The 25,191-nt window shown below is 74.1% G+C and carries 21 protein-coding genes; 11 read left to right on the top strand and 10 right to left on the bottom strand.

All coding sequences use genetic code 11. The annotated features are described in order from the left end of the window. The first annotated feature begins 17 nt into the window (after nucleotides 1-17). Both Dsi01nite_RS39150 and Dsi01nite_RS39145 read left to right on the top strand, forming a co-directional pair. Entirely contained in the window at nucleotides 18-554 is a 537-nt protein-coding gene (locus Dsi01nite_RS39150) for an RNA polymerase sigma factor (protein ID WP_203851441.1), read from the top strand. Next, nucleotides 547-1,410: a hypothetical protein gene (locus Dsi01nite_RS39145; RefSeq protein WP_203851440.1), complete on the top strand. Its 864-nt coding sequence runs from the start codon at nucleotides 547-549 to the stop codon at nucleotides 1,408-1,410. Before Dsi01nite_RS39150 ends, Dsi01nite_RS39145 begins: the two co-directional genes overlap by 8 nt. On the opposite strand, the gene Dsi01nite_RS39140 is transcribed toward Dsi01nite_RS39145, so the two are convergent. After that, nucleotides 1,397-2,431, bottom strand: coding sequence for a LacI family DNA-binding transcriptional regulator (locus Dsi01nite_RS39140; RefSeq protein WP_203851439.1), 1,035 nt, complete (start codon nucleotides 2,429-2,431; stop codon nucleotides 1,397-1,399). The two genes, Dsi01nite_RS39145 and Dsi01nite_RS39140, sit on opposite strands and share 14 nt — an antisense overlap. A 96-nt stretch (nucleotides 2,432-2,527) precedes the next feature. Here Dsi01nite_RS39140 and Dsi01nite_RS39135 point away from each other — a divergent pair, with 96 nt between their 5' ends. Then, on the top strand, nucleotides 2,528-4,951 hold the full coding sequence (locus Dsi01nite_RS39135) for a GH32 C-terminal domain-containing protein (RefSeq protein WP_203851438.1): 2,424 nt from the start codon (nucleotides 2,528-2,530) through the stop codon (nucleotides 4,949-4,951). On the opposite strand, the gene Dsi01nite_RS39130 is transcribed toward Dsi01nite_RS39135, so the two are convergent. Further along, nucleotides 4,938-5,579, bottom strand: a complete 642-nt coding sequence (locus Dsi01nite_RS39130) for an adenylate kinase (RefSeq protein WP_203851437.1) — start codon at nucleotides 5,577-5,579, stop codon at nucleotides 4,938-4,940. The two genes, Dsi01nite_RS39135 and Dsi01nite_RS39130, sit on opposite strands and share 14 nt — an antisense overlap. A gap of 123 nt (nucleotides 5,580-5,702) precedes the next feature. On the opposite strand from Dsi01nite_RS39130, the gene Dsi01nite_RS39125 reads away from it, so the two are divergent. Beyond that, on the top strand, nucleotides 5,703-8,498 hold the full coding sequence (locus tag Dsi01nite_RS39125; protein ID WP_203851436.1) for an AAA family ATPase: 2,796 nt from the start codon (nucleotides 5,703-5,705) through the stop codon (nucleotides 8,496-8,498). 59 nt (nucleotides 8,499-8,557) lie between these two features. Here Dsi01nite_RS39125 and Dsi01nite_RS39120 read toward each other — a convergent pair whose 3' ends face one another. Next, nucleotides 8,558-9,175, bottom strand: a complete 618-nt coding sequence (locus tag Dsi01nite_RS39120) for a TetR/AcrR family transcriptional regulator (protein WP_203851435.1) — start codon at nucleotides 9,173-9,175, stop codon at nucleotides 8,558-8,560. Nucleotides 9,176-9,241: 66 nt separating this feature from the next. Here Dsi01nite_RS39120 and Dsi01nite_RS39115 point away from each other — a divergent pair, with 66 nt between their 5' ends. Together Dsi01nite_RS39115 and Dsi01nite_RS39110 are read left to right on the top strand one after the other, a co-directional pair. Continuing rightward, entirely contained in the window at nucleotides 9,242-9,829 is a 588-nt protein-coding gene (locus Dsi01nite_RS39115) for a peroxiredoxin-like family protein (protein ID WP_239136495.1), read from the top strand. An 80-nt stretch (nucleotides 9,830-9,909) separates the two neighbouring features. Beyond that, a complete protein-coding gene (locus tag Dsi01nite_RS39110) occupies nucleotides 9,910-13,200 on the top strand; it encodes a S8 family serine peptidase (RefSeq protein ID WP_203851434.1) in 3,291 nt (1,096 codons plus the stop codon). Between the two features lie 58 nt (nucleotides 13,201-13,258). On the opposite strand, the gene Dsi01nite_RS39105 is transcribed toward Dsi01nite_RS39110, so the two are convergent. After that, complete coding sequence (locus Dsi01nite_RS39105; RefSeq protein WP_203851433.1) at nucleotides 13,259-14,713, bottom strand: serine hydrolase domain-containing protein; 1,455 nt, start codon at nucleotides 14,711-14,713, stop codon at nucleotides 13,259-13,261. Between the two features lie 16 nt (nucleotides 14,714-14,729). Beyond that, nucleotides 14,730-15,209, bottom strand: coding sequence for an ArsR/SmtB family transcription factor (locus Dsi01nite_RS39100; RefSeq protein ID WP_203851432.1), 480 nt, complete (start codon nucleotides 15,207-15,209; stop codon nucleotides 14,730-14,732). Between the two features lie 94 nt (nucleotides 15,210-15,303). Between Dsi01nite_RS39100 and Dsi01nite_RS39095 the strand changes: the two genes are divergently transcribed. Beyond that, nucleotides 15,304-16,032, top strand: a complete 729-nt coding sequence (locus Dsi01nite_RS39095; protein WP_203851431.1) for a hypothetical protein — start codon at nucleotides 15,304-15,306, stop codon at nucleotides 16,030-16,032. Here Dsi01nite_RS39095 and Dsi01nite_RS39090 read toward each other — a convergent pair. After that, the gene (locus Dsi01nite_RS39090) at nucleotides 15,953-16,390 is read right to left on the bottom strand and encodes a winged helix-turn-helix transcriptional regulator (protein WP_239136494.1); all 438 of its coding nucleotides are present in this window, start codon (nucleotides 16,388-16,390) and stop codon (nucleotides 15,953-15,955) included. The two genes, Dsi01nite_RS39095 and Dsi01nite_RS39090, sit on opposite strands and share 80 nt — an antisense overlap. Nucleotides 16,391-16,465: 75 nt before the next feature. Between Dsi01nite_RS39090 and Dsi01nite_RS39085 the strand changes: the two genes are divergently transcribed. Next, nucleotides 16,466-17,131, top strand: coding sequence for an NAD(P)-dependent oxidoreductase (locus tag Dsi01nite_RS39085; RefSeq protein WP_203851430.1), 666 nt, complete (start codon nucleotides 16,466-16,468; stop codon nucleotides 17,129-17,131). On the opposite strand, the gene Dsi01nite_RS39080 is transcribed toward Dsi01nite_RS39085, so the two are convergent. Continuing rightward, a complete protein-coding gene (locus Dsi01nite_RS39080) occupies nucleotides 17,117-17,857 on the bottom strand; it encodes a DinB family protein (RefSeq protein ID WP_203851429.1) in 741 nt (246 codons plus the stop codon). The two genes, Dsi01nite_RS39085 and Dsi01nite_RS39080, sit on opposite strands and share 15 nt — an antisense overlap. An 85-nt stretch (nucleotides 17,858-17,942) precedes the next feature. Here Dsi01nite_RS39080 and Dsi01nite_RS39075 point away from each other — a divergent pair, with 85 nt between their 5' ends. Both Dsi01nite_RS39075 and Dsi01nite_RS39070 read left to right on the top strand, forming a co-directional pair. Continuing rightward, nucleotides 17,943-18,485, top strand: coding sequence for an AAA family ATPase (locus tag Dsi01nite_RS39075; RefSeq protein WP_203851428.1), 543 nt, complete (start codon nucleotides 17,943-17,945; stop codon nucleotides 18,483-18,485). A 76-nt stretch (nucleotides 18,486-18,561) separates the two neighbouring features. Continuing rightward, nucleotides 18,562-19,731, top strand: a complete 1,170-nt coding sequence (locus Dsi01nite_RS39070; protein ID WP_203851427.1) for a sensor histidine kinase — start codon at nucleotides 18,562-18,564, stop codon at nucleotides 19,729-19,731. On the opposite strand, the gene Dsi01nite_RS39065 is transcribed toward Dsi01nite_RS39070, so the two are convergent. From Dsi01nite_RS39065 to Dsi01nite_RS39055, 3 genes are read right to left on the bottom strand one after another with little or no spacing between them, the layout of a single operon-like run. Continuing rightward, nucleotides 19,716-22,430: an ATP-binding protein gene (locus Dsi01nite_RS39065; RefSeq protein ID WP_203851426.1), complete on the bottom strand. Its 2,715-nt coding sequence runs from the start codon at nucleotides 22,428-22,430 to the stop codon at nucleotides 19,716-19,718. The genes Dsi01nite_RS39070 and Dsi01nite_RS39065 overlap by 16 nt on opposite strands. 47 nt (nucleotides 22,431-22,477) lie before the next feature. Beyond that, nucleotides 22,478-23,434, bottom strand: coding sequence for a TIGR03885 family FMN-dependent LLM class oxidoreductase (locus Dsi01nite_RS39060; RefSeq protein ID WP_203851425.1), 957 nt, complete (start codon nucleotides 23,432-23,434; stop codon nucleotides 22,478-22,480). Between the two features lie 33 nt (nucleotides 23,435-23,467). Further along, nucleotides 23,468-24,502: an aldo/keto reductase gene (locus Dsi01nite_RS39055; protein ID WP_203851424.1), complete on the bottom strand. Its 1,035-nt coding sequence runs from the start codon at nucleotides 24,500-24,502 to the stop codon at nucleotides 23,468-23,470. Nucleotides 24,503-24,589: 87 nt separating this feature from the next. On the opposite strand from Dsi01nite_RS39055, the gene Dsi01nite_RS39050 reads away from it, so the two are divergent. Next, complete coding sequence (locus Dsi01nite_RS39050) at nucleotides 24,590-25,183, top strand: TetR/AcrR family transcriptional regulator (protein WP_203851423.1); 594 nt, start codon at nucleotides 24,590-24,592, stop codon at nucleotides 25,181-25,183. Nucleotides 25,184-25,191: the final 8 nt, after the last annotated feature.

Genomic DNA, 25,191 nt, shown 5'->3' with positions numbered 1-25,191 from the left:
CACGATGGGAGCCACCCTTGGCACGAGCCCCCAGCGCCGCCCGCTTCGAGACCTTGTACCGGGCCTGCTATCAGGATCTGCTCGGCTATGCCCTGCGCCGCGTCGAGCGACCGGAGTCGGCCGCCGACGTGGTCGCCGACACCTTCCTGATCGCCTGGCGCCGCATCGACGAGATCCCCGACAGCCAGGCCAGGCCCTGGCTCTTCGGGGTCGCCCGCAACGTCATGGCCAACCACCAGCGGGCCGACCGGCGCCGCGCCGACCTCGGTGCGCGCCTGCGGCAGGAGCTGACCGGGGCCACGACGGCCGAACCGGCGGTGCCGCCGGAGATCGCCCACGCGTTCCGTGCGCTGCCCGAGGGTGACCAGGAGGTGCTGCGCCTGGTCGCCTGGGAGGGACTGACCGCCGACGACCTCGCCGTCGCGCTCGGCTGCTCGGTCAACGCCGCCCGGATCCGTCTGCACCGCGCCCGCCGCCGGTTCGCCGAGGCGTTGCGCTCACCGTCCCTGACCAGCCGTTCCCTCACCAGCCATGACAGGAGCCACCGTGACTGACGTCGACGAGGAGCAGGACCACCTGATCCGGCTGCTGTCCCCCACCGTGCACGTCCCACCGGCCGCCCGCGCCGCCGGGGACGAGCTGCTGCGCGACATCCTGGACACCCGCCCGCCGGCGCCGTGGCGGCGGCGCCTGCTCGTGGGCGTCCCGGTCGTGGCCGGGCTCGCCGCCGCGGTGCTGGCGGCCGGTTCGCTGCTGCCGTCCTCGGCGCCGGTCGGCCCCGCGCCGGCCAACGCGGCGCTCACCTTCACCGAGGACCGCGGTTTCCTGATCGTCACGATCAAGGACCCGGCCGCCGATCCCCAGCGGTACCGCGCCGAACTGGCCAGGCACGGGCTGGACATCAAGCTCGAACTGGTGCCGGCCGACCCCGAGGACGTCGGCAAGGTGGTGTTCACCGAGGTCGGCGACACCGGCGGGGGCCCGGGGCTGGAGGCGATCGAGGACCCCGGGCGGTGCACCGCCAACGGGTCGTGCGCGGTCGGGTTCAAGGTGCCGCTGCACTTCACGTCCTACGCGGTCGTCGCGTTCGGCCGCACGCCGCTGCCCGGCGAGTTCGTCGACGGCGGGTCGGCCGAGCAGAAGGCGGCGGCCGGCGAGCTCGTCGGCAAGCGGGTCGCGGAGGTGCGCACGCTGCTCGCCGCGCAAGGCAGAACGGCGGAATACCGGGTCGGCGCGGAGTCCCTCGCCGCCACCGCGGACCAGGTGCCCGGCAGCTGGATCGTCTACGACACCGCCCCGATCTCCAACACCGTGATCGTGCTGTGGGTGTCGGAGGACGGCAAGGCGCCGATGCGACCGCGGCCCAGCGTCTCGGGCGCGGTCCCCCAGCCCAGCGTCAGGACGGGCTGACCGTCGCCGGGGGCGGGAGCTCGCCCGACCCCCGGGCGATGTAGCGGGTCCGCAGCGTGACCGCCTCGACGGGGCCGTCGTCCCCGTCGAGGCGGGACACCAGCAGCAGCGCCGCGCGCCGGCCCATCTCGGCCGGGTCCTGCGCGATCACGGAGACCGGCGGGTCGAGCATGTCGGCCAGCGGGAAGTCGTCGAAGCCGACGTGCGCGACGGTGTGGTGCAGCCCGAGGTCGACCAGCGCGCGCCGGGCGCCGATCGTCAGCCAGTTCTGTGCGGTGACGAGGGCGGTCGGCGCGGTCGCCGTGCCGAACATTCCGGTCACGGCCGCCCGGGCGGCGTCCTCGGTGTGCACGTCGCGGCGCACCCAACCGGCCCTGGTCCGGCAGCCCAGCTCCGCCATCGCGGCGGCGAAACCCTCGTGCCGCTCCCGTGCCGTCCACAGTGAGCTGTGATCGGCCACGAACCCGATCCGCCGGTGCCCGAGCGCGTGCAGCGCCCGCACGGCACCGGCGACGCCGCCGCGGTTGTCGGCGGTCACGGTGTCCACGCCCGGGACCGGCGACGCGCGGTCGACGCACACGATCGGGGTCCCGTCCCGGTGCGCGGACTCCAGCTCGTCGTCGGGGGCGCCGGTCGGCACCACGATGAGGCCGTCGACCCGCCGGGTGCGCAGCACGCCGAGCAGTTCACGCTCCCGTTCGGGCTCCTCGTCGCTGCTGCCGGCGAGCACGAGCAGCCCCCGCTGGACGCCGACGTCCTCGACCGCCCGGTGCAGGGCGGAGGAGAACGGGTTCGCCACGTCCTGCAGCACGAGCCCGATCGTGTTGGTCCGCCGGTCCGCGCGGCGCAGGCTGGTCGCCGCGGTGTCCTTGCGGTAGCCCAGCTGCCGCGCGGCGTCCAGGACCCGGACGGTCAGGTGCGGGTCGACCGGCACGCCGTTGAGGACCCGGGAGACCGTGGCCAGGCCGACCCCGGCGAGGGCCGCGACGTCCTTCATCGTGGCACGCACATAGACATTCATATATGGACATCTTCCATCGTCGGGCGCACACTGTCGAACAGCCCGTCAGGAAACGTTTCCACACGAGGCACCTTCCCGCCAGAAGGGACCGCAACCATGCGCCTCCGAATCCTGCTCACGCTCGTCCTCGTCGCCGGCATCCTGCTGCCCGCGGCGCCCGCCGGCGCCAGCCCGTCCAGCGACTACCCGCAGTTCCCGTATCCGGCCACCGCCGCCTACGACGAGCCCTACCGGGGCCAGTTCCACTTCAGCTCGCGCGCCGGCTGGATGAACGACGTCAACGCGCCGCTGTACTACAACGGCCTCTACCACCTGTTCTACCAGCACAATCCGCACGGCCTGGCCTGGGACACGATGCACTGGGGCCACGCCACCAGCCCGGACCTCGTGCACTGGACGCAGAAGCCGGTCGCGCTGGAGCCCGGCGCGCACCCCGGCGACCTGTTCTCCGGCGCCGGGGTCGTCGACACGACCAACACCTCGGGCCTGCGGACCGGCACCGACGCCCCGATCGTGGTGTTCACCGGCACCAACGGCGTCTCGATCGCCTACAGCACCGACGGCGCCCGCACCTTCCAGAACTACGACCGCGGGCGCAAGGTCGTCACCCCGACCGGCACCAGCCGCGACCCGAAGGTCCTGTGGGACGCCGCCCGCGGCCGGTGGGTCATGGTCGTCTGGTCCGACGGCGGCGGTAACGGCGTGAACGTGTACACGTCCACCAACCTGCTCGACTGGACCTACCGCAGCCGCTACACGGCCGGCTGGCTGTTCGAGTGCCCCGACTTCTTCCCGCTGCCGGTCGACGGCGACGGCGGCAACGTCCGGTGGGTCATGACCGACGCGTCCGGCGAGTACGTCACCGGCACGTTCGACGGCGGCACGTTCGGCCCCGACTGGTCCTCCCCGCAGCGCATGGACCAGGGCCGCAACAGCTTCGACGGCTCGTTCTACGCGGGCCTGACGTTCAGCAACATGCCCGACGGCCGGACCGTGCAGATGGCCTGGCAGCCCGGCAACCACGGCGCCACCTGGACCGGCAACGCGTCCTTCCCGGCCCAGCTGCGGCTCGTCAGCACACCCGCCGGGCTCCGCGTCACCCGCAACCCGGTCGCCGAGCTGGCCGGCCTGCGGGCGGACACGACGACCTGGTCGAACCGCACCGTCACCGCCGACCCGGCCACCGACCCGTTCACCGGGATCACCGCCGACACCTACGAGATCATCGCCGAGTTCGACACCAGCACGGCCACCGCCACCCAGTTCGGGTTCCAGCTGCACCGACGCGCCGACGGCGGCTACGACCGGGCCGTGGTCTACGACCGGGCCGCGCAGACGCTGTACGGCGCGCCGCTGGCACCGCTGAACGGCCGCGTGAAGCTGCGCCTGCTGGTCGACCGAGGCCAGCTGGAGGTCTTCGGCAACGACGGGCGGCTCTCCGTCACCGACAACGTCAACTTCAACTCCGCGGCCGGCAGCCAGGGCATCCGGCTCTTCGCCACCGGCGGCTCGGTGCGGCTGGTCTCCGCCGAGTTCCACCGGCTGTCCTCCGCCTGGGGGCAGGGTCAGTCCACATTGGAGTCGAACCTCGCCGGGCCGTGGCGCAGCGTCGGCGGGACGTGGGGTGACGCGGCGGCCGGCAAGCTCGGCACGGCCGGCGGTGACGCCTTCTACCTGAGCGCCACGACCGCTGCGGACTTCACGTACGAGGGCGACGTGACAATCGCGTCCGGTACCGCCGCCGCCCTGACCTTCCGGTCCAACGCCGACGCGTCGCAGCACTACACCGCGAACATCGACGCGTCCGGGGTGGTGAAGCTGTGGCGGCCCGGCCGGGTCATCGCCACGTATCCGACATCGATCACGCCCGGCCGCACCTACCACCTGAAGGTCGTGACCGCCGGGGCCGCGATCAAGGTGTACCTCGACCACGGCACCACGCCGGTCATCGACGCCACCGACACCGCCTACGCCGCCGGGTACCTGGGCGCCAACGTCTACAACGGCACCGGCACCGTGCAGCACCTCACCCTCAACGGTCCCGGCTTCGCGACCAACCTGGCCGGTCCGTGGCAGCCCGTCAACGGCACCTGGACCACGGGGACGGCGGCCCGGCCGGGCGCGCGGGGCAACGCCGCCGGCGACACCTTCTACCTCAGCCGGACCGTCGCCGCCGACTTCACCTACGAGGGAGACGTCACGATCGTCAACGGCACGGCGGCGGCGCTCACCTTCCGCGCCAGCGCCGACGCCACCGCGCACTACACCGCGAACATCGACGCGTCCGGGGTGGTGAAGCTGTGGCGTCCCGGCCGCGACATCGCCAGCTACCCGACCACCATCACGCCCGGCCGCACCTACCACCTGAAGGTCGTCGCCAGCGGCGCCAGCATCAAGGTCTACTTCAACAACGGCGCCACGCCCGTCATCGACGCCACCGACACCGCGTACAGCAGCGGATATCTCGGCGCCAACGTCTTCGACGGCACGGGGGTGGTGCAGCGCCTCAACCGCAGCTGACCGCTCCGGCGGCGATCAGCAGCTCCGGGACCGGGCCGGGCCTGTCCACGTGACAGGCCCGCCTGGCCTCCAGCGCCGGGATCACGGCGGCGGTGACCCGGTCCGCGTCCGGCATTCCGTCGATGGACAGCAGGATGCCGCGGCGGTCGTACCACGTCAGTATCGGCTCCGTGACCTCGTGGTACAGGGCCAGCCGCCGCCGGATGACGGGCTCGGTGTCATCGGAGCGGTGCTCGATCCCGGCCCGCGCCAGCAGCCGCCGGACCACCTCGTCGTCATCGGTGCGCAGGTGCAGCGCGACCTGCGCGGTGGCACCGATCGAGGTGGCGATCTGGTATGCGGCCCATGCCTGGGCGGGGTTGCGCGGGTAGCCGTCGAGGACGTAGCCGCCACCTCCGGTGGTCGCGTCGGCGAGCGCCTTGCGGACCAGGTCCTGCATCAGGCGGTCCGGGACCAGGCCGCCCCGGTCCAGGTACGCCTGCACCGTGCGACCCAGGGGCGTGCCGCGCGCGACGTGGCGACGCAGCAGGTCGCCGGTGGCGAGGTGCGGCACACCGAAATGGGCGGCGATCCTGGCGCCCTGCGTGCCTTTACCGGCTCCGGGTGGCGCGATCATCAGTACCCGCATGGTCTCTCCTCATCCGCGTGTGGCTACCCATGAATGCTGCGACGGGCGGCGGTTCCGGGCATGAGTCAGATGACCGCATCACGGGCTACCGTGGGACACACCACACGTGACGGGGGCAGCACGGTGAAGGTTCCTGCGCCGCCCGGCGGCGATCTGCTCGGCCGGGCATCCGAGCTGCGGACGATCGACGCGTTGCTCGCCGGCGCCGACCCACCCGGCCCGAGCCTGCTGTTGCGCGGCGACCCGGGCGCGGGCAAGACCGCATTGCTCGACGCCGCCTGTGCCCGCGCGCTCACCGCCGGGGCCCGGGTGCTGCGGGCGACCGGCGCCCCCTTCGAGGCCGGGATCCGGTTCTCGGCGCTGCACCAGATGCTGTACGCCTCCCGGGACGTCGCCGGCCGCCTCCCCGACGACCAGCGCGACGCCCTCGCCCACGTCTTCGGCCGCGCCGGCGCCCGCGACACCGACCCGCTCGTGCTCGCCACCGCCGTGCTGGCGCTGGTCAACGAGATCGCCGCCGGCCACCCGCTGCTCCTGGCGGTCGACGACGTGCAGTGGATCGACCCCGCCAGCGCGACCGTCCTGGGCTTCCTCGCCCGCCGCGCCGGCGGCACCCACGCGCGGTTCCTCGGCGCCGGCCGCATCGGCACGCCCTGCCTGTTCGACGAGATGCGGCTGCCGGAGCACACCGTCGGCCCGCTGCCGCCGCCGGCAGCGGGCACGCTGCTGGACGCCAACCACCGCGACCTGCCCGGCGTCGTGCGGCGGCGCCTGCTCGCCGACGCCGCCGGCAACCCCCTGGCGCTGCTGGAGCTGCCCGGATCGTTGACGGACCGGCAGCGGTCCGGGCAGGCCGCCCTGCCGGCCTTCCTGCCGTTGAACGCCCGCCTCGAGGCCGCGTTCGCCGCCGGGCTGGCCGCACTGCAGGAGCCGGCCCGCGTCCTGCTCCTGCTGGCCGCGCTGGACGGTGAGGCGGACCTGTCGACGGTGCGGGCCGCCGCCCGGCCACAGGCGGACCTGCCGGACCTGACCCCCGCGCGGCGGGCCGGCCTCATCACCGTCGACGAGGCCGGCGGCCGGATGGTCTTCCGCCACCCGCTGATCCGCGCCGCGATCGTCCAGCTCGCGTCCGCCGACGAGCGCCGGCGGGCGCACGTGGCGCTCGCGGAGGCCCTCGCCGCGTCCTCGGCCGGACACCGCGGCACCGCCCCGGAACGCCGCGCCCGCCACCTCGCCGACGCCGCGACCGGCCCGGACGAGACGGTCGCCCGCGCGCTGGACGACGTGGCCCAGTCCGCCTGGGGCGGCCCTTCCGGCCGGCGCATCGGGGCCGCCGGCGCGGTCAGCGCGCTCGTGCGCGCCAGCGAGCTCAGCGACCGGCCGGGACAGCGGTCCCGCCGGCTCGTCGAGGCCGCCTTCCTGGCCAACGTGACCGGTCAGCTCGACCGGGTGCCGCAGCTGCTGCACGACGCCGGGCAGACCCCCGACACGGCCACCGGGCTCGTCTTCGCCGCCACCGCGCACCTGCTGACCAACGGCGAGTGCGACGTCGACACCGCCCACCACCTCCTCGCCAAGGCCCTGGACGACCTCGACGCCATCCCGGGCAACGAGGGCTGGGACGCCTACGGTGTCCTCTACGCCCTGCTCTTCGTCTGCGTCTACAGTGGACGCCCGGAGCCGTGGGAGCTGCTGCGCGGGGCGCTGTCCCGGTTCGACCCGCGGGCCGTCTCCGCGCTGCGGCTGTGCTACGACGCCTACGCCGACCCGGCCGGGACCGCGACCCCCGTCCGCAGCCGGCTGGCGAGCGCCTTCGAGGCCCTGTCCAGCGACCCGGCGCCGTGGCAGTTCATCCCGCTGGCGTACGCCGCCATCGAGCTCGACGAGCTGGCCGCCTACCGGCACCTGTGCCAGCAGGTCATCGACCGGGAGCGCGACGGCGGCATCGTCACCGTCGTCATCACCGGCCTGCTCATGCTCAGCGTCGACTCGATCGCGCACGGCCAGTGGGACGAGGCCGAGCAGCTGGCCACGGAGGCCCTGGACATGGCCCGGGCCGACGGCTACCACCTCCTCGAAGGCCAGATCCGGTGCCGGCTCGCCCTCATCGCGGCGTCCCGCGGCGACGGGTCCCAGGCCCGCGTGCTGACCGACGAGGTGACCCGCTGGGCGACCCCGCGCGGCGTCGGCCTCACCCAGGCCCTGGCCTGGCAGGCGTGCGGCCTCGCGGCCCTCGGCCGCCGGGACTACGAGGACGCCTACCTGCAGACCACCCGGATCGACCCGGCCGGCCGCCCGAGCCTCGGCATCCCCGGCCGGTGGCTGGTCCTGGACGTGGTCGACGCCGCCGTCCACATCGGACACGTCGGCGAGGCACGGATGCACGTCACCGCGGCGCGCCAGGCCGGCCTCCCTTCGGTTTCCAGCCGCACCGCGCTGCTCACCGCCGGTGCCGCCGCACTCGCCGCCCCGGACACCGACGCGGACCAGCTGTACAGCACGGCACTCGCCCTGCCCGACGCCGACCAGTGGCCGTTCGAACAGGCCCGGATCCGGCTCGCCTACGGCGAATGGCTGCGCCGCACCCGCGACACCACCGCGGCCCGGCTGCAGCTGCGGGAGGCCTTCGAAAGCCTGAACCGGCTGGGCGCCAAGCCATGGGCGGACCGGGCCCGCAACGAACTGCGCGCCGCCGGCGTCGTGACCGCCCGCGCCGGTGCCGTCGTGGCGCTGACACCGCAGGAGCGGCAGATCGCGACGCTCGCGGCGACCGGGCTGACCAACAAGCAGATCGGCGAGCGCCTGTTCCTGTCGCACCGCACCGTCGGGGCGCACCTGCACCGGCTCTTCCCGAAGCTCGGCATCACCTCCCGCGCCGCGCTCGCAGGCGCCCTCGAGGCGCTCGGCCCCGACGACTGACGTGACCTCACCATGATCCGGTAAGCCCGTGTAGCCAGGGGTGCACAAGGTTTACCGGATCACGGAGAAGCCCCGAGGCCGGCCAGGACGATGGTGAGCCCGCGGCGGAACTCCTCGTCGGGGCCGATGGAGCGGGCGACGCGGGCGGTCTCGGCCAGGAACGGGAAGTCGTCGCCCGGTAGCCGGGCCAGCGCGGCGGTGCCCGGGCCGGACAGCGGGCCGAGGTGCTCGGTGGTGAGCGCGCCGATCAGGTAGGCCAGCAGGGTGCGGAAGGCGAAGACCCGGTCCGGGCCGTGGAAACCGGCCTCGGCCAGCACCCGCAGCAGCACGTCGCCGCAGCGCATGACGCCGGCGCTGGTGCTGCGGTGGGTCAGGAACAGGGGCACCACCGCCGGGTGGGCACTGACGGCGTCCCGGATGCCGTTGGTCACCGCGGACACCTGGTCGGTCCACGGCGCGTCGCGGGGCGGGGCGAAGTCGACGTCGCGGAGCACGAACTCGACCACGAGGCGTTCGAGCTGTTCGCGATCGGTGACGTAGCGGTACAGCGACATGGTGCCCATGCCCAGCTCGGCGGCGACGGTCCGCATCGACAGCGCGGCCAGCCCGGCGCGGTCGGTGAGAGCGAGTGCGGCGGCGGCGATCTGGTCGTCGGTCAGCGATCGGGGACGTGGCATGGCCTTGACAGCGTATGACATACGCCTACGATTTAGGAGTACATCGTACGCCTACGAGGGGGAACCATGGTCACACAGCAGATGGGACGGCGCCTGGTCGCCGGTCAGGAGATCCCGGCCACGGCGCTCACCGCGGTCGACGGCGCGGCAGTCGACGTGCCCGACCCGGGGCGCCTCGTCCATCTGCAGTTCCGGCGCTTCGCCGGCTGCCCCGTGTGCAACCTGCACCTGCGCTCCATCACCCGCCGGCACGACGAGATCGCCGCCGCGGGCATCCGCGAGGTGGTCGTCTTCCACTCCTCCGAGCAGGAGCTTCGGCCCCACGTCGCCGACCTGCCGTTCGCGGTCATCGCCGACCCCGGCAAGCGCCTGTACGTCCGGTACGGCGTCGAGGCCGGCCGGCGCGCCCTGCTCAACCCGCGCGTGTGGGTCCGCATCGTCCAGGGGATCGCCCGCGACCTGCCCGCCATCCTGCGGCGCGGGAAGCCGGCGCCCGCGCTCCAGCAGCCGAACGGTCGCCTCGGCCTGCCCGCCGACTTCCTCATCGCCGGCGACGGCCGCCTGCTCGCGGTCAGGTACGGCACCCACGCCTACGACCAGTGGTCGGTGGACGAGCTGCTGACCCTCGCCCGAGCCGAGACCGGCCCGCGCTGACCGTTATCCGACAGCCGGTATCTTCGTGCCGGCCCTGCCCGTCCTCGCCGTGACCTTTACCCGTCACGAGGGGAACCCTGATGCAACGAACGAGTTGGGCACGGGCGGCATTGACCGTCCTCGTGCCGCCATTGCTGATCGCCGCGGCGGCCGGGCCGGCAGCGGCGCAGGCACCGGCGCGGACGACGTTGACGCTCGCAGCACAGCAGCCCACCACCACCGGCCAGGTCACGGCGACGAAGGCCACGACGAGCCGGCTCGCGAAGACCGACCGCACCCTGCTCGGCCGCTCCGACGCCGCCCCCGTCCAGGTGGTGGTGAAGCTGGACTACGACTCGCTCGCCACGTATCGCGGCGGGATCGCCGGGCTGCCCGCCACCAGCCCGGGCGCGACCGGCAGGAAGCTGTCCGGCGGCGACGCCGAGCGGCGCTACGAGCGGCGGATCCAGCAGCTCGAGGAGCAGGTGCTCGGTGCGATCCGCAGCCGGGTCCCGGAGGTGAAGGTCGGCGCCAGCCTGCGCACCGTCTACGGCGGCGTGGCCCTCACCGTCCCGGCCAACCGCGTCGAGCGGATCCTCGCCGTGCCGGGCGTGACCGCGGTCCAGCGCGACACGGTCCGCGCGCCGCAGACCGACGCCAGCGGCGCGTTCATCGGCGCGGACGCGCTCGCCGCCCGCAACGGCGGCAAGGCGAACGCCGGCAAGGGCGTGATCGTCGGCGTCCTGGACACCGGCGTCTGGCCGGAGCACCCGTCGTTCGCCGACACCGGCACGCTCGGCGCCCCGCCGGCGAAGGCCGACGGCACCCCGCGCGCCTGCGACTTCGGTGACAACCCGCTGACCCCGGCCACCGACGTCTTCGCCTGCAACCACAAGCTCATCGGCGGCCAGGTCTTCATGGACGCCTACCGCGCCGGCCACCCGGCCGAGCCGGTCACCGACGCCCGGGACGTGGAAGGGCACGGGACGCACACCGCCTCGACCGCGGCCGGCGACATCGTCGCGTCCGCGTCCGTGCTCGGCATCGACCGCGGGCCGGTCGCCGGGATAGCGCCCGGCGCCTGGATCTCGGCGTACAAGGTCTGCGGTTTCGAGGGGTGCTTCACGAGCGACTCGGCCCAGGCGATCGGCCAAGCGGTCCGCGACGGCGTCCAGGTCATCAACTTCTCGGTCGGCGGCGGGCAGGACCCGTTCACCGACGCGGCCGAGCTCGCGTTCCTCGACGCGTTCGCGGCCGGCGTGTTCGTGTCGGCGTCGGCGGGCAACGACGGCCCCGGTGCCGGCACCGTCGAGCACCGCTCCCCCTGGGTCACCACGGTCGCGGCGTCCACGCAACTGCGCGAGTTCCGGTCGGTCATCACCCTGACCTCCACGGACGGCACGTCGGCGACCTTCAGCGGCACGTCGGCCACGGCCGGGGTCGCCACGCCCGCGCCGGTGACCGTCGTCGACTGTGCCGGCGCCCTGCCGGCGGGTTCGCTCACCGGCAAGGTGGCGGTGTGCGCCGCCGTCGCGCCGGTCGTCGGCAACAGCTACCAGGCGCTCGCCGCCGGCGCCGCGGGCCTGATCCTGCACGGTGGCTCGGTCGCCCCGCGCAGCCACTACGTGCCGACCGTCCAGCTGACCGACGGCACCGCGCTGCTCGCCTATCTCGGCGCGCACCCGGGTGTCACGGCCACGTTCACCGAGGGCGCGAAGGCCGACGGCACCGCCGATCAGGTCGCGTCGTTCTCCTCGCGCGGGCCGGCCGGGCTGTTCCTCAAGCCCGACGTCGCCGCGCCCGGCACGCAGATCCTGGCCGGGATGACCCCCGGTTCGCACGTCGTCCTCGACGGTCCCGGCGAGCACATGTTCGCCTTCAACCAGGGCACCTCGATGGCCGCGCCGCACGTCGCGGGCTCGGCCGCGCAGCTCAAGGCGCTGCACCCGGACTGGACCCCGGCGCAGCTGAAGTCGGCGCTGATGACGACGGCCACCACGGCGATGACCCTGCCGGGCTCGGATGCCGCCGCCGGCCCCTTCGACCGCGGCGCCGGGCGGATCCGCGTGGACGTCGCGGCCAACCCCGGCCTCACGTTCGACGAGACCGCGGCCCGGATGGCGGCGCTGGGCAACGACCCGTCCACCGTCAGCCAGCTCAACCTGCCCTCGATCAACGCCCCGGTCATGCCGGGCCTGCTCAAGGTCCAGCGCACCGTGAAGAACGTGACGGACAAGACCCAGCTGTACACGGCGCAGACGACCGCGCCGTCCGGCAGCAGCATCACCGTCCTGCCGCCCGCGCTCACGGTCGCCGCCGGCGCGACGGCGACGTTCACGGTCGTCATCGCCTCGACCGCGGCGGAGGCGCAGTACACCGGTGAGGTCCGGCTCGTGCCGCTCCGCGCCGGGCTGCCGGTGCTGCACCTGCCGGTCGCGTTCGTGCCGAAGCAGGGCGCGCTGAAGGTCGCCCAGGCCTGCGCCCCGGCCACCGTCACGGTGCTGCAGACGAGCACCTGCACGGTGACGGCAGAGAACACCAGCTTCACCGACACCACCGTGGACCTGGCCACGTTCCCACCGGTGAACCTGCCGATCACGGGCGCGACCGGCGCCACGGTCGCCAACCCGCTCAAGGCCGAGCGCAAGGGGGTCGCCCTCACCGGCGTCCGCCCGGGCGCGCCGACCTCGGTGGCTCCCGATCCCGGCACCCTCTTCGGCTACCTGCCGCTCGACGCGTTCGGGGTCGCGCCGACCCAGATCGGCGACGAGCAGCTCATCAACCTCAACACCCCGCCGTTCATGTTCAACGGCACGTCGTACACCAGCCTTGGCGTCGACGCCAACGGCTACCTGGTCGCCGGCGGCGGGACGCCCGAGGACAACAACTGCTGCGACCTCACGCAGATCCCGGATCCGGCCCGGCCGAACAACCTGATCGCACCGTTCTGGTCCGATCTCGACGGCGGCGGGGCGCCGGGCATCTTCTCGGCGGTGCTGACCGACGGCGTGTCCAGCTGGATCGTGGTCGAGTGGCGGGTCTACGTGTTCGGCACCAACAGCCTCCGCAGGTTCCAGGTCTGGCTGGGGGTCAACGGCGTGCAGGACATCCAGTTCGCCTACGACTTCAGCGCGATCGGCGCCCCGTTCGGGCAGCCGTTCCTGATCGGCGCGGAGAACGCCGACGGCACCGCCGGCGCGGCGCTGCCCCGGGGCACCGTCCCGACCACGGACCTGCGGGTCACCAGCAGCGGCCCGCAGCCGGGCGGGACCGTGTCCTACACCGTCACGGTCAAGGGGATCTTCCGGGGCAACGGCCAGCTGACGACGACCGCGGACTCCCCGCTGGTCGCCGGCACGACGGTCGTCACGACCCCGGTCACGGTCCGCTGACGCCCCTCCTGCGAACGGGGCCCCGGCGGAACACCGCCGGGGCCCCTCCCCACCACCGTCAGGTCACCAGCAGCACCACGGCGAGCGCGGCCGCCGCGGAGACGGCCGCGCCGGTCCAGCGCCACCAGCGTCGGCCGGCGGTCAGGGGCAGCCCGCGCCAGCGCGGGACCGCCAGGCAGAGCGCGACGGCGGTCGCGGCCACGCCGAGCGCCCAGACCGCGCCGGGGACCGTGAGCCAGTCACCGGCGCGGAACGCGAGCACCAGCATCACCACCGACCAGACCGCCGACGACGCGAGGCGGACCCGGTCGGTGCGGCCCCGGGCGGCCAGCCGCACGGTCATGACCAGGCCGGCCGCGCCCAGGAAGCTGAGGCCCACGGCGAGCACGACGGCCATGGGCGGGTGCGGCGGGCGCTGCGAGCCGGCCGGGGTGACGTCGAGCAGGCGCCGGCCGATCGCGTCGACGTCGCGGTCGGTGTTGCCCAGCACGACGACGCCGCGTCCGGTGGCACGGTCCACGGCCAGGTAGGAACGGAATCCGCCGGTGCCGCCGTTGTGCCAGGTCAGCGTGGCGTTGTCGAAGCGGGTGGTGAACCAGCCATAGCCGACGCGCCGCCCCGGCCCCGCGTCGAACCGCGGCTCCAGTGCGGTGGCGCCGGGCGCGGTGCCCGCGTGCACGGCGGTCACCAGGCGGGCCAGGTCGGCCGCGGTGGACCACATGCCGATGCCGGCGGGCGCCCAGCCCTCGCCGCGCCACGGCGACACCTGCCGGCCGGCGGCCGTCGACCCCGTGGCATGCCCGGCGGGCAGCGCGACGCCGTCGGGGTGCAGCGTGGTGTGCGCCATGCCGAGCGGGCCGAGCAGGCGGCCGCGCAGCAGCTCCGGGTAGGTGACGCCGGCCCGTCCGGCGAGCTCCTGGCCGAGCAGGGCCGCACCGAAGTTCGAGTAGTGCACGGTGCCACGGCCGCCGCCGGGACGCTCGGTGCCGGCGGTCCGCAGCAGCCAGCCGCGGTCCTGCCCGGCGTACGGGTCGGCCCCACGCACCGTGGCGAGGTACAGCCGCAGCGCCTGACCCGCCGAGACGACCGGGACGCTGCGCAGGCCCGAGCGGTGGCTGGCGAGCTCGGCGAGCGTGACGTCGCCGGCCGGGCCGTCGACGCCGACCCGATCGTCGGGTGCCACGGTGGGCCCGGGTGCCGCCGCGAGGTCGGCGAGCAGCATGCCGGTGAAGGCCTTGCCGATCGAGCCGATCTCGAACGGCGTCCCGGCGGTCACCGGACGGCCGTCGCCCCGGTCGCCGATCCCGGCGGTGCGGACGCTGCCGGGCCCGATGAGCGCGACGGCGAGGCCACGGTAGCCGTCGGGGTCGCCGGCCGCCGCGCGGAGGTCGGCGGCGAGCGCGGCGTCGCCGGTGCCAGGTCCGCGCAGGTGCGGTGGTCTCGGTGCGGCCAGGAGGGCGACGACTCCGGCAAGCAGAGCGATCACGACGATCACGACGATGCGGTGACGCACGTTCGGCTCCTTCCGTTCAACGACGGGCGGCCGCCAGGATCACCAGGAGCGGCACGACCCGCTCCGGGGGCACGCTGTACTGCCCGCGGGCGCCCGTGCGCAGCCAACCGGCGGCGGTCAGCTGGCGCAGGTGGTGGTAGAGCTGGCCGCTGGTGCCCAGCCCTTCGACGTCGGCGAGCTCCGTGCTCGCGTGCCGGCCGCCGAGGATCTCCCGCAGCAGCCGCAGCCGCATCGGGTGGCCGAGCGCGGCGAGGGTCCCGCCGAGGTCGGACCAGTCCTCGTCGAGCAGCCGCTCGACCGGCGTGCCGAGCTGCCATTCGTAGTGCTCACCGGCCGGCAGGTCGACAGCGCCGGTGAAGAGCACCGCGCCCGGGCTCGGCGCCAGCTCCCGCAGCCGGTCGAGCGCCCAGAACACCGGCGCCGGCTGGTCGGACCCCGCCGCCTCGGCGAAGACCCGCGCCTCGAGCGCCGCTACGCGCTCCTCAATGCTCGCCACCCCTACGATGCTACGTAATTACGTAGGATCGTACAACCGTTCCGGCCGAACGGGCAGATGTGCCGGTGCGCCGCCGCCCGTACCGTCGCCACCTGTGACCGTCGATGCCGCCCGCCCTCCCCGCCCGGCGCAGGTGACCGTGGCCTTCTGGCTCCAGCTCGCCGGTGCCGCGCTGCTGCTCGGCTTCGTCGGGGTGGCCATCGCCCACGCCGTGCACTTCGACGGGGCGATCGACCGGGCCGCCGCGCTGGTGCCGGACGCCGACCCCGGCGAGGTGAGCGACGAGCGCACGTCCAACGTCGTGGGCACGCTGTTCGTCGGCGTGCCGGCGCTGCTGCTGGCCGGGTGGCTCGCGGTGACGGCCCGACCGGTGCTGCGGGGCAGCAACATCGCGAGGATCTTCGTCTTCGTCGCCGGTGGCGGACAGCTGCTGCTGGCCGCGACCCAGGCGTGCGGCGGGTTCCTGCTGCTGCCGCTGGCGTTCGCGTTCAGCGGAGACGAGGACGTCATCGTCGACGACGGCGTGTCGTGGGAGGAGTCGGGGTTCCAGGACGCCCTCTACAACAGCTCCGGCCTCTTCACCGAGGTCTTCTTCCTGTCCGGATTCGCGGTCGCGCTGCTGGTGCTGACGCTCTCCGGTGCCGTGGTCCTGCTGCTGGCGCTGCCGCCCGCGAGCCGCTACTTCGTCCCGCGAGCCGCCGCACCGGCGTGGCCCGCGTTCCCCGGCGGACCGATGCCCTACGTCATCTGCCCCGACCCGTCGGCCCACTTCCCGAAACCCTTGTCGCCGGCTGTGCCGCCGCCACCGCCGGAAGAGGCATAGCCGCCTCGTCGTGGGCCTGCCGGGCGGCGAGCAGCTCGGGAAGGTGCGCACCGCTCCAGGCCCGCACCGCCGCGATGAGCGTCAGCAGGCTGCGTCCCAGCCCGGTCAGCGCGTATTCGACGTGCGGTGGATGCGCCGGATACGCGGTGCGCACCACCAGCCCGTCGCGCTCCATCGCGCGCAGCGTGGACGTGAGGACCTTCGGCGTGACGGCACGCAACGGGACCCGCAGCTCGGTGAACCGCCGCGGACCGTGCTCCAGGCACAGCACGACCATCGCCGTCCACTTGTCACCGATCTGGAACGGCAGGGCGCCCGACGGGCACACCGGGTCGAACATCTCCGGGTCGAGGTCCACCCCGGTACCTTTGCAGATACCGACATCCCCTGAACTACCGTCCCCGCCGGGCAGCCGAGCGGCAGGAGCGGGAACATGGGCGGCATCGTCATCTTCGGGGCGGGCGGCAGGGCCGGGCGGGCGATCACCGCCGAGGCGCGGCACCGCGGTCATCAGGTCACCGCCGTCGTCCGCGATCCGGAGAGGCATCCGGGACTCGCCGCCGACGGGGTGACCGTCGTCCGGGGCGACGTCAGGGACACCGGCGCCACCTCGTCGATCCCGCGCGGGCACGCGGCGGTGGTCAGCGCGGTCACCCCCGCGTCGGGCCCCGAGGCCGTGGCCGACCTCGGGCGGCTCGACGAACGGTTCTTCGTCGACGGCGTCGACGCGCTGCTGGAAGGCCTGCCGCGGGCCGGGGTGCACCGGCTGGTGCTCATCGGGCTCTTCGCGAACCTGCTCGGCGCCGGCGGCCGCCCGGTGCTGGACGACCCGGCGGCGTTCCCGGCGCGGCTACGGCCCTTCGCCCTGGCGCACACCGCGGGCCTGGACCGGCTCCGGGCCGCCCACACCGAGGTCGACTGGCTCATGCTCACCCCGCCGGCGGGGCTCGACCCGGCGGGTCCGCGGCTCGGCCGGTACCGCACCGGCGGCGACACCGCGCCGTCGACCGGGCTGACCTATGCCGACCTCGCGGTCGCCGTGCTCGACGAGATCGAGACCCCGGCGCACCACCGCACCCGGATCTCAGTGTTCCACTGAGAGCACGGCCAGGTCACGCTCGGCATACAGGCGGTGCTCCCACTCCTCGTTGAGCACGACCGACAGGCACTCGCGCACGGCGAAGCTGCGCGGCGGCGGCCAGCCCGGACCCTCGACCGGCTCGGTGTGCGCGGCGAGCCACTCGTCGGTGAGGCCGTCGACGAGCGTGCGGACCGTGGTCATCCGGTCCCGGCGCAGCTTGAGGACCACGTCCAGCGACGGTCGCGCAGTGCGGTCGCGGGGCACGCCCGGGGTGTCCGGCATCCCGTCCCACGGCAGGGACAGCGGATCCCACGGCGCCGGGTCGCCGAGCACCGCCCGGCGGATCCACGCGTCGGTGGCGAACGCGAGGTGCCGCAGGGTCTCGATGAAGGACCACTCCCCGTCGACGGACTCGTGCAGCAGCTCGGGATCCAGGCGGCGGGCGCGCTCGACGGTGCCGTCCCAGAGCCGCTCCAGGATGTCCCACGCCTCGCGGAAACCGGCCGGGTCCGTCGGACGCATCCTGGCCCGGTCGGGGTACCGGCGGTCGAGCTCGGCCTCGACCAGCGGCCCGACGTCGACGCCGTTGATCGTCAGGTTGCGGACCTCACCGGAGATGTCGATGTCGACCAGCTCGACGCCGCGCATCACGACGCCGGAGAGATCGACGTCCTGGAACCGGGCGCCGGCGAGACGGACGGCGCGGAACCGCGCACCGGACATGTCCTCGTTGTCGAAGGCCATGCCGCGACCCTATCGCCGCGACTCGGGGCGATGACCGCGCGGCTATGATCCCCCGGGTTGCTCGGGCTGGGTGGTGGGAGTGCGGATGCGGGTCGGAATCTCCGGAACACACGGAACCGGGAAGACAACGCTGGTTGAGGCACTGTGCGCGCAGCTGCCGGGCCACGTCGCCGCCGACGAGCCGTACTACCTGCTCGAAGAGGAGGGTTACGAGTTTCAGTTCCCGCCGGCACTCGAGGATTACCGGGCGCTGCTGGCCCGCTCGGTGCGGAGCCTGTGCTCGCCACCGTCCCGGCCCGACGTGATCTTCGACCGGACGCCGTTGGACTACCTCGCATATATGGCGGCGGCCGGTGCGGACCCCGCCGAGGAGGCGGACGGTGCGGTGTTGCGGCCGGCGTTCGCCAGTCTGGACCTGCTGGTCATCACGGTGATCACACCCATGACGGAGCAGGTGCTGCCGGCAGCGGAGTTGCCCGGTCTTCGTTCGCGAGCGAATGCCGCGATGCTGGAGCTGGTGTACGACGACCCGTTGGACGCCTGGGAGGACACGCCGGTCCTGGAGCTGAGCGGGCCGCTCGACGACCGGTTGCACACGGTCCTCACCGCGCTGAAACAGGTCCGGTAGCAGGGTTCAGCGTTCGGGTAGCTCCCGGTCCGGTCGTCCCGCACCACACAGCCGGCGGTCATACACTTGGTCCGTAATGTGGCGAAGAACCGGTTTTGACGGGAGCGTCGGGGCGGCTCGGGCCGCAGCCGGCCTCTTCCTGCTCGCCGGGGTCCTCGCCGTGCTGGGGATCGCCCAGCCGAACAGCCGCGCCCGGGACCTCCTCCTGGTTGCCGGCGCCGACTTCTGCATCACCGCGGCCGCGTGGTGGGTGCCGTGGCAGCGGCTGCACCCGCGGGCCACCGTGGCGCTCGGGGTCGCGGGGCTGGCGGTGCTGGCGTTCTCGACGTGGGCGTTCGGCGGGACCGCGGCGGGGACCGGGCCGTTCTTCGTGCTGCTGTTCGCCTGGGTCGGGCTGCACCACCCGCCGTGGATCGCCTACGCGCTCGCGCCGCTGACCGCCACCGCCTACGTCGCGCCGCTGGTCGTCACCCACCAGCCGCCGGAGGTGGTCGGCAGCGCGGTGGTGTTCGTGCCCGTCGTGACCGCGGTCGCGGTCCTGATCGCCGGGCGGGTGCGGCAGTGGCGGGAGGCGCGGGCCGAGGTCGCCGCGGCCGAGCGGTGGCGGGCGTCGCTCATGCTGACCCTGGCGCACGACGTCCGGTCCCCGCTGACCGCCGTGCAGGGCGCCCTGGAGCTGCTCGACGACGACGCGGACCTGCCGCCCGCGCAGCGGGCCAGGCTGACCGCGGCCGCGCTGCGCCAGGTCGCCCGGATCGCGCGGCTGGCCAGCGGGCTGCTCGACGTCGGGCGGGTCGAGGACGGCGCGCTCCGGCTGGACCTGCGCCCGGTGCCGGTGCGCGCCGCGGCGCAGGACGCCGTCAGCCTCACGCCGCAGGCCGACGCCGTCATCGACGTCGAGGCGGGCCTGACCGTCACCGCGGACCCGGACCGCCTGGAGCAGATGCTGGTCAATCTGATCGGCAACGCGGTGCGGCACGGTGCCGCCCCGATCTGCGTGGGTGCCTCGGTCCACGCCTCGACGCTGTCCATCCGGGTCCGCGACCACGGCCCGGGTGTGCCGGCGGCGGCGGTCGGCGCGTTGTTCAGCCGGTACGGCGGGAGCGGCGGCGACTCAGTCGGCCTCGGGCTGTGGATCGTGCGGGAGCTGGCCCGGGCGCACGGCGGGGACCTCACCTACGAGCCGGCCGACCCCGGCGCCTGCTTCGTCATCACCCTGCCGACAGGGGGTCAGCCGAAGGGCTGATCGGAGGCGATCCGCGAGCGGGCGTGGAACCTGGTCGACTGCGCGGTCGGCAGCGTGAACGACAGCCTGGCGCCGCCGCCCGGGTTGTCGTTGGCGGCGATCGTGCCGCCGTGCCGCTCCACGACCCGCTGGCAGATGGCCAGGCCCAGGCCGGTGCCGGAGTAGCCGGCGGTGCGGTGCGCCCGGTGGAAGCCGGTGAAGATCGCGTCGTGCTCGCCCTCGGGGATGCCGATGCCGCGGTCGGCGACGTCGACCCGGACCCAGTCGCCGCCGTGCGGGGTCGCGCACACGTCGACCCGGGCCGGCTGGCCCGGCGGCGTGTACTTCAGCGCGTTGCCGATCAGGTTGTCCAGCAGCTGGCGCAGCAGCGCGGGGTCGGCGTGCACCGACGGCATCGCGCCGACGAAGATCTGCGCGGGTGGGCTGGTCGGGTCGACGGCCTGCGCGGCGAGCCGCTCGGTGACCACGTCGTCGACGACGGCCCGCAGGTCGAGGTCGCGGGCGTCCAGGACGGCGTCGCGGGCCGCGGCGTAGCCGAGCAGGTCGTCGATGAGCCGCCGCATCCGCGCCGTCGTCGCGAGGGTGCGGTCCAGCACCTCCCGCTCCTGGTGGTGCTCGTGCCCGGGGCCGCCGTCGGCGAGCGAGTCGCGGACGAACTCGGTGAACCCGCCGATCGCCGTCAGCGGGCTGCGCAGGTCGTGGGCGACGATGCCGGCGAACGCGGTCAGCTCGGCCTCGCGTTGCCTGAGGGCGGTGATGGTGTACGACGAGGCGACGGCACCCATGATGCTCCCGCCCCGGTCCCGCAACGGCCTCGCGTGCATCATCACGACCTGGTGGTGCCCGTCGGCCTGGGTCACGTGCCCCTCGACCCCGTCGACGCGCTGGCCACGCAGCGCCACCAGCAGCGGCAGGTCGTATTCGGCGAACGGTGTGCCGTCCGGGTGCGCCAGCCGCAGCCGCCGGCCGCTCTCGACCACCGCCAGCGGCACGCCCGCGTCGGCGTCCACGCCCGGGATCGCGGTCCGCGCCGCCCGGTTGGTGTGCACGAGCACCCCGGCGGCGTCGCAGGTGATGACGGAGACGTCGAGCGCGTCCAGGACCTGCCGCAGGTAGGCGCGCTCCGCGGTGAGGTCGTCCCGCGCGGTGCGCAGCTCGGCCTCGGCGGCCTCCCGCAGTGTCAGCTCCTCCCGCATCGCCGTGTTCGCCTCGGCGATCTCCCGGTCCGCGGCGGCGCGGGCGGTGACGTCGTGGAACACCGCGACCGCGCCGGGCCGTCCGGCGCTGCCGTGCAGCGGCCGCGCCGACACCGTGAGGACGATGCCGTCGGGGTGGCCAGCGTTGCGGATCACCAATGGCACCTGGTCGCTCGGCTCGCCGGCCAGGGCCCGGCTCAGCGGCAGCTCGGCACTCGGGAACGGGGTGGTGCCGTCGGGGTGGAAGATGCCGTAGTGCTCCTGCCAGGTCGCCGAGTCGGCCTGGTTGTCCTCGACACCGAGCAGCACCTTTGCCGCCGGGTTCTGCAGCAGGAAGCGGGCCTGCTCGTCGACCACCGCGACGCCGTCGCTGACGCTGTCGACCACGGCGCTGAGCAGGTCGGCGTGCTCGCGCGCCTCGGCCTCGGTGCGGCGCAGCCGGGCGGTGGCGGCGGCGACCCGGAGGTCGGCGCGGGCCCGGCCGGTCGCCAGGACGAACGTCAGCACGGCCAGCAGGCCGCCCAGCCCGAGCCCGGCGGTGGTCATCGCGGCCGGGAACGGTCCCCCGCCGGGCAGGTCCGCGGCGACGACGCTGACCCGCAACCGCCACTGCGCCTGCGCCACCCGGACGTCGACGGTGCGGTGGTCGGTGCGGTGCCGCCCGGAGTCCGCGCGCACCGCCGCGACGACCCCGGCCGTGCCGTCGGCGTCGCGGGCCGACAGCGTCACGTCGGCGGTGTTCTGGGTGCTGCGCCGCACCGCGGCGCCGATGAAGTCCTGCCCCCGCAGTCCCATCAGCACCCAGCCGAGGAACGGCCGGGCGCCGGCCGGGTCCGATGCCCTGGTCGGGCCCGGTGCCCCGTACACCGGAGCACCCAGGATGAACGATTTCTGCCGCTGGTCCTCGGGCAGGTTCCGGTCCCGGATCAACAGGTACGTGTCGGAGACCGTGACGTCACCGGTCCGCCGGGCCTCCTCCAGCGCCCGGGCCGGCGCGGGGACCTGGTTGACGTCGATGCCCTCGCCGCCGAGCGTCGTGCCGTCGAAGGGCTCGGCGAAGATGGTGAAGATCCGGTCCGGGCCCGCGCTCTTCGGGGTGAGCGTCAGGTCGGGCGCGCCCCGCTGCCGCCACAGCGCCTGCACCCGGTCGATGTCGCCGGCACCGACCGGCACCGCGAACACGATCGACGTGGCGCCGGCGAATCCCATGGACCGCAACGGCTGGACAGCCCGCTCGAACTTCGCCGCAGTGAGCGGCTCGAACGCGCCGATCGAGGCGGCGACGGTGCGTAGGGCGTCGACGTAGCGGCCGGTCTCGTTGGCGACGACCGCGGCGACCGCGCCGACCTTCCGGTCCAGGGCCTGGGTCATCTCCCGCTGCTGGGCGCGGTCCAGCACCACCCCGGCCCCGACCGACACCGTGGCGGCGAGGACCGCGACGAGCGTGGCGAGGACCCCGGCGCGAGACACGAGGCGCCAGACCCGCCGCACGACGGACCACATACCCGGTTATCGGACGCCCGCCGCCCGTCCTTCGGATTTCCCGGAGATCAAGCCAGCTGTGGCAGAACCTTGGCGCCGAAGGCGTCGATGAACTCGTCCTGGCGTTGGCCGACGTGGTGCAGGTAGATCTGGTCGAAGCCGAGCTCCAGGTACCGCCGCAGGATCTCGGTGTGCCGCCCCAGGTCCGCGCTGACGTGGACGGTTTCGGCGACCCGCGACGGCGTGACGTCCCGGGACACGACGTCGAAGTGCTCGGCGGTCTCCAGGTCCCAGCAGACCGGCGGCGCGAAGACGTTGCTGCGCCACTGTTCGTGCGCGACCGCGAGGGCCTCGTCCTCGGTCGGCGCCCAGCTGAGGTGCACCTGCAGGCAGAGGTCACCGCGGCCGCCGGCCTCGCGGTACGCGTCGATCATCCGGCGGAGGTGCTCGACCGGCTGGTTCACGGTGATCAGCCCGTCGGCCCACTGCCCGGCCCAGCCGGCGGTCTCCACGCTGATGGCGGCGCCGACGAGTCGCACCGGCTCCTCCGGCCGGGTCCACAGCCGCGCCCGGTCCACGGTGACGAGGCCGTCGTGGCTGACCTCCTCGCCCGCGAGGAGCGCCCGGATGACGTCGACGCACTCGCGGAGCCGGGCGTTGCGCAGCTCCTTGCGGGGCCAGCCGCCGCCGGTGATGTGCTCGTTGCTGGCCTCACCGGTGCCGAGGGCGGCCCAGAACCGCCCCGGATACATGGCGGCGAGGGTCCCGATGGCCTGCGCGATGATCGCGGGGTGGTACCGCTGCCCGGGCGCGTTGACGATCCCGAACGGCAGCCGCGTCGCCTGCAACGCCGCCCCGAGCCACGACCAGGCGAACGCCGACTGGCCCTGCCGCTCGCTCCACGGCGAGAAGTGATCGGAGCACATGGCCGCGGTGAACCCGGCCGCCTCGGCCCGCCGCACCGCCGCCAGCAGCGCGGACGGGTGGATCTGCTCATGGGAGTTGTGCAACCCGAAGACCGTCATGGAGGCCTGTTACCCAACGGGCGCCGATCGCTGTCACACCGGCGCCGGGTTGAGCCGGGCGAAGCCCTCCTGGCGCTGGTACGGGAAGTGCGGGTAGGGCGCGGTCCGGGCGCTGGCCGCGTCGAGCCGGGCCACCTGCTCCGGCGTCAGTGACCAGCCGACCGCGCCGAGGTTCTGGCGCAGCTGGGCCTCGTCGCGGGCGCCGATGACGACGGAGGCGACGGTCGGGCGCCGCAGCAGCCAGTTGATGGCGATCTGCGGGACCGCGCGGCCGGTCTCGGCGGCGATCTCGTCGAGCGCGTCGACGACCGTGTAGAGCTGCTCGTCGTCGACGGGCGGGCCGAAGGATGCGGTCTCGTGCAGGCGGCTGCCGGCGGGCGGCGGGGTGCCGCGGCGGATCCGGCCGGTGAGGCGGCCCCAGCCGAGCGGGCTCCACACGACCGCGCCGAGGCCCTGGTCGAGGGCGAGCGGGAGCAGGTCCCACTCGTAGTCGCGGCCGACGAGGGAGTAGTACACCTGGTGGGCGACGTAGCGCGGGTGCCCGTGCCGGTCGGCGGCGGCCAGGGACTTCATGATCTGCCAGCCGGCGAAGTTGGACACCCCGAGGTAGCGGACCTTGCCGGCGCGAACCAGGCCGTCCAGCGTCGACAGGACCTCCTCGACGGGGGTGCCGGCGTCGTACGCGTGCAGCTGGAACAGGTCGATGTGGTCGGTGCCGAGGCGGCGCAGGGCGGCGTCGGTGGCGCGGATCAGCCGGGACCGGGACGAGCCGGCGTCGTCGGGGCCGTCGCCGGTCGGCAGGCTGGTCTTGGTGGACACCAGGACCCGGTCGCGGCGGCCCTTGATCGCCTCGCCGAGCACCTCCTCGGACGCGCCGCCGGAGTACACGTCGGCGGTGTCGAACATCGTGACGCCGGCGTCGAGGCAGATGTCGACGAGCCGGCGGGCCTCGCGGGCGTCGGTGCTGCCCCAGGCGCCGAACAGCGGGCCGCTGCCGCCGAACGTCCCGGCGCCGAAGCTCAGCGCGGGGACCTTGAGCCCGGACGCGCCCAGTCTCCTGTATTCCATGACCGCTCCCCTTAATGGTTCTGTGGTTCCGTTAGTGCTTCCGCTACGCTAGCACCGGCGTTGACTAAACGGAACTGGAGCACCGTTATGACGGGGAACACGCGGCCCGGGGGGCGCACCGCGAGGGTGCGCGGGGCGGTGCTGCAGGCCGCCGGCGACGCGCTCGCCGAGCACGGCCTGGCCGGCCTGGACCTCGCCGACGTGGCCAGGCGGGCGGTGGTGGGCAAGACGACCGTGTACCGGCGCTGGGGCACCGTCGCCGGGCTGGTCGCCGACCTGTTGCTGGACATGGCGGAGCAGTCACTGCCGCGGGCCGACACCGGGTCGCTCGCCGGGGACCTGCGGGCCAACGCCAGGCTGGTGCAGCGCACGCTGAGCGATCCCCGGCAGGGCGCGCTGTTCAAGGCGGTCATCGCGGCCGCCACCTCGGACCCGCGGACCGCCGAGGCGCTGCACGGCTTCTACCGGACCCGCATCCGCGAGTGGGCGCCGTGCGTGGACCTCGCCACCGCGCGTGGCGAGGTCCCCGCGGGCACCGACCCGGACGAGGTGATCCGGGCGGTGTCGGCCCCGCTGTACTACCGGCTGCTGGCCAGCGGGGACCCGGTCGACGAGGCCGCCGCCGACACCGCCGCCGAGGCGGCCACCGCGGCGGCGCGGGCCGGCGTCTTCGTCCGCTGACCGCCGTT

The sequence above is a fragment of the Dactylosporangium siamense genome, assembly GCF_016862795.1.
Classification (GTDB): Bacteria; Actinomycetota; Actinomycetes; order Mycobacteriales; family Micromonosporaceae; genus Dactylosporangium; species Dactylosporangium siamense.
Note: the sequence above shows the minus strand (reverse complement) of the source record. Positions and strands in the feature narration are given on the sequence as shown.

Coding starts and splice junctions, on each gene's coding strand:
- Dsi01nite_RS39140 (WP_203851439.1), bottom strand. CDS start 2,431: ATGAATGTCTATGTGCGTGCCACGATGAAGGACGTCGCGGCCCTCGCC.
- Dsi01nite_RS39135 (WP_203851438.1), top strand. CDS start 2,528: ATGCGCCTCCGAATCCTGCTCACGCTCGTCCTCGTCGCCGGCATCCTG.
- Dsi01nite_RS39130 (WP_203851437.1), bottom strand. CDS start 5,579: ATGCGGGTACTGATGATCGCGCCACCCGGAGCCGGTAAAGGCACGCAG.
- Dsi01nite_RS39120 (WP_203851435.1), bottom strand. CDS start 9,175: ATGCCACGTCCCCGATCGCTGACCGACGACCAGATCGCCGCCGCCGCA.
- Dsi01nite_RS39115 (WP_239136495.1), top strand. CDS start 9,242: ATGGTCACACAGCAGATGGGACGGCGCCTGGTCGCCGGTCAGGAGATC.
- Dsi01nite_RS39110 (WP_203851434.1), top strand. CDS start 9,910: ATGCAACGAACGAGTTGGGCACGGGCGGCATTGACCGTCCTCGTGCCG.
- Dsi01nite_RS39085 (WP_203851430.1), top strand. CDS start 16,466: ATGGGCGGCATCGTCATCTTCGGGGCGGGCGGCAGGGCCGGGCGGGCG.
- Dsi01nite_RS39080 (WP_203851429.1), bottom strand. CDS start 17,857: ATGGCCTTCGACAACGAGGACATGTCCGGTGCGCGGTTCCGCGCCGTC.
- Dsi01nite_RS39075 (WP_203851428.1), top strand. CDS start 17,943: ATGCGGGTCGGAATCTCCGGAACACACGGAACCGGGAAGACAACGCTG.
- Dsi01nite_RS39070 (WP_203851427.1), top strand. CDS start 18,562: ATGTGGCGAAGAACCGGTTTTGACGGGAGCGTCGGGGCGGCTCGGGCC.
- Dsi01nite_RS39065 (WP_203851426.1), bottom strand. CDS start 22,430: ATGTGGTCCGTCGTGCGGCGGGTCTGGCGCCTCGTGTCTCGCGCCGGG.
- Dsi01nite_RS39060 (WP_203851425.1), bottom strand. CDS start 23,434: ATGACGGTCTTCGGGTTGCACAACTCCCATGAGCAGATCCACCCGTCC.
- Dsi01nite_RS39055 (WP_203851424.1), bottom strand. CDS start 24,502: ATGGAATACAGGAGACTGGGCGCGTCCGGGCTCAAGGTCCCCGCGCTG.
- Dsi01nite_RS39050 (WP_203851423.1), top strand. CDS start 24,590: ATGACGGGGAACACGCGGCCCGGGGGGCGCACCGCGAGGGTGCGCGGG.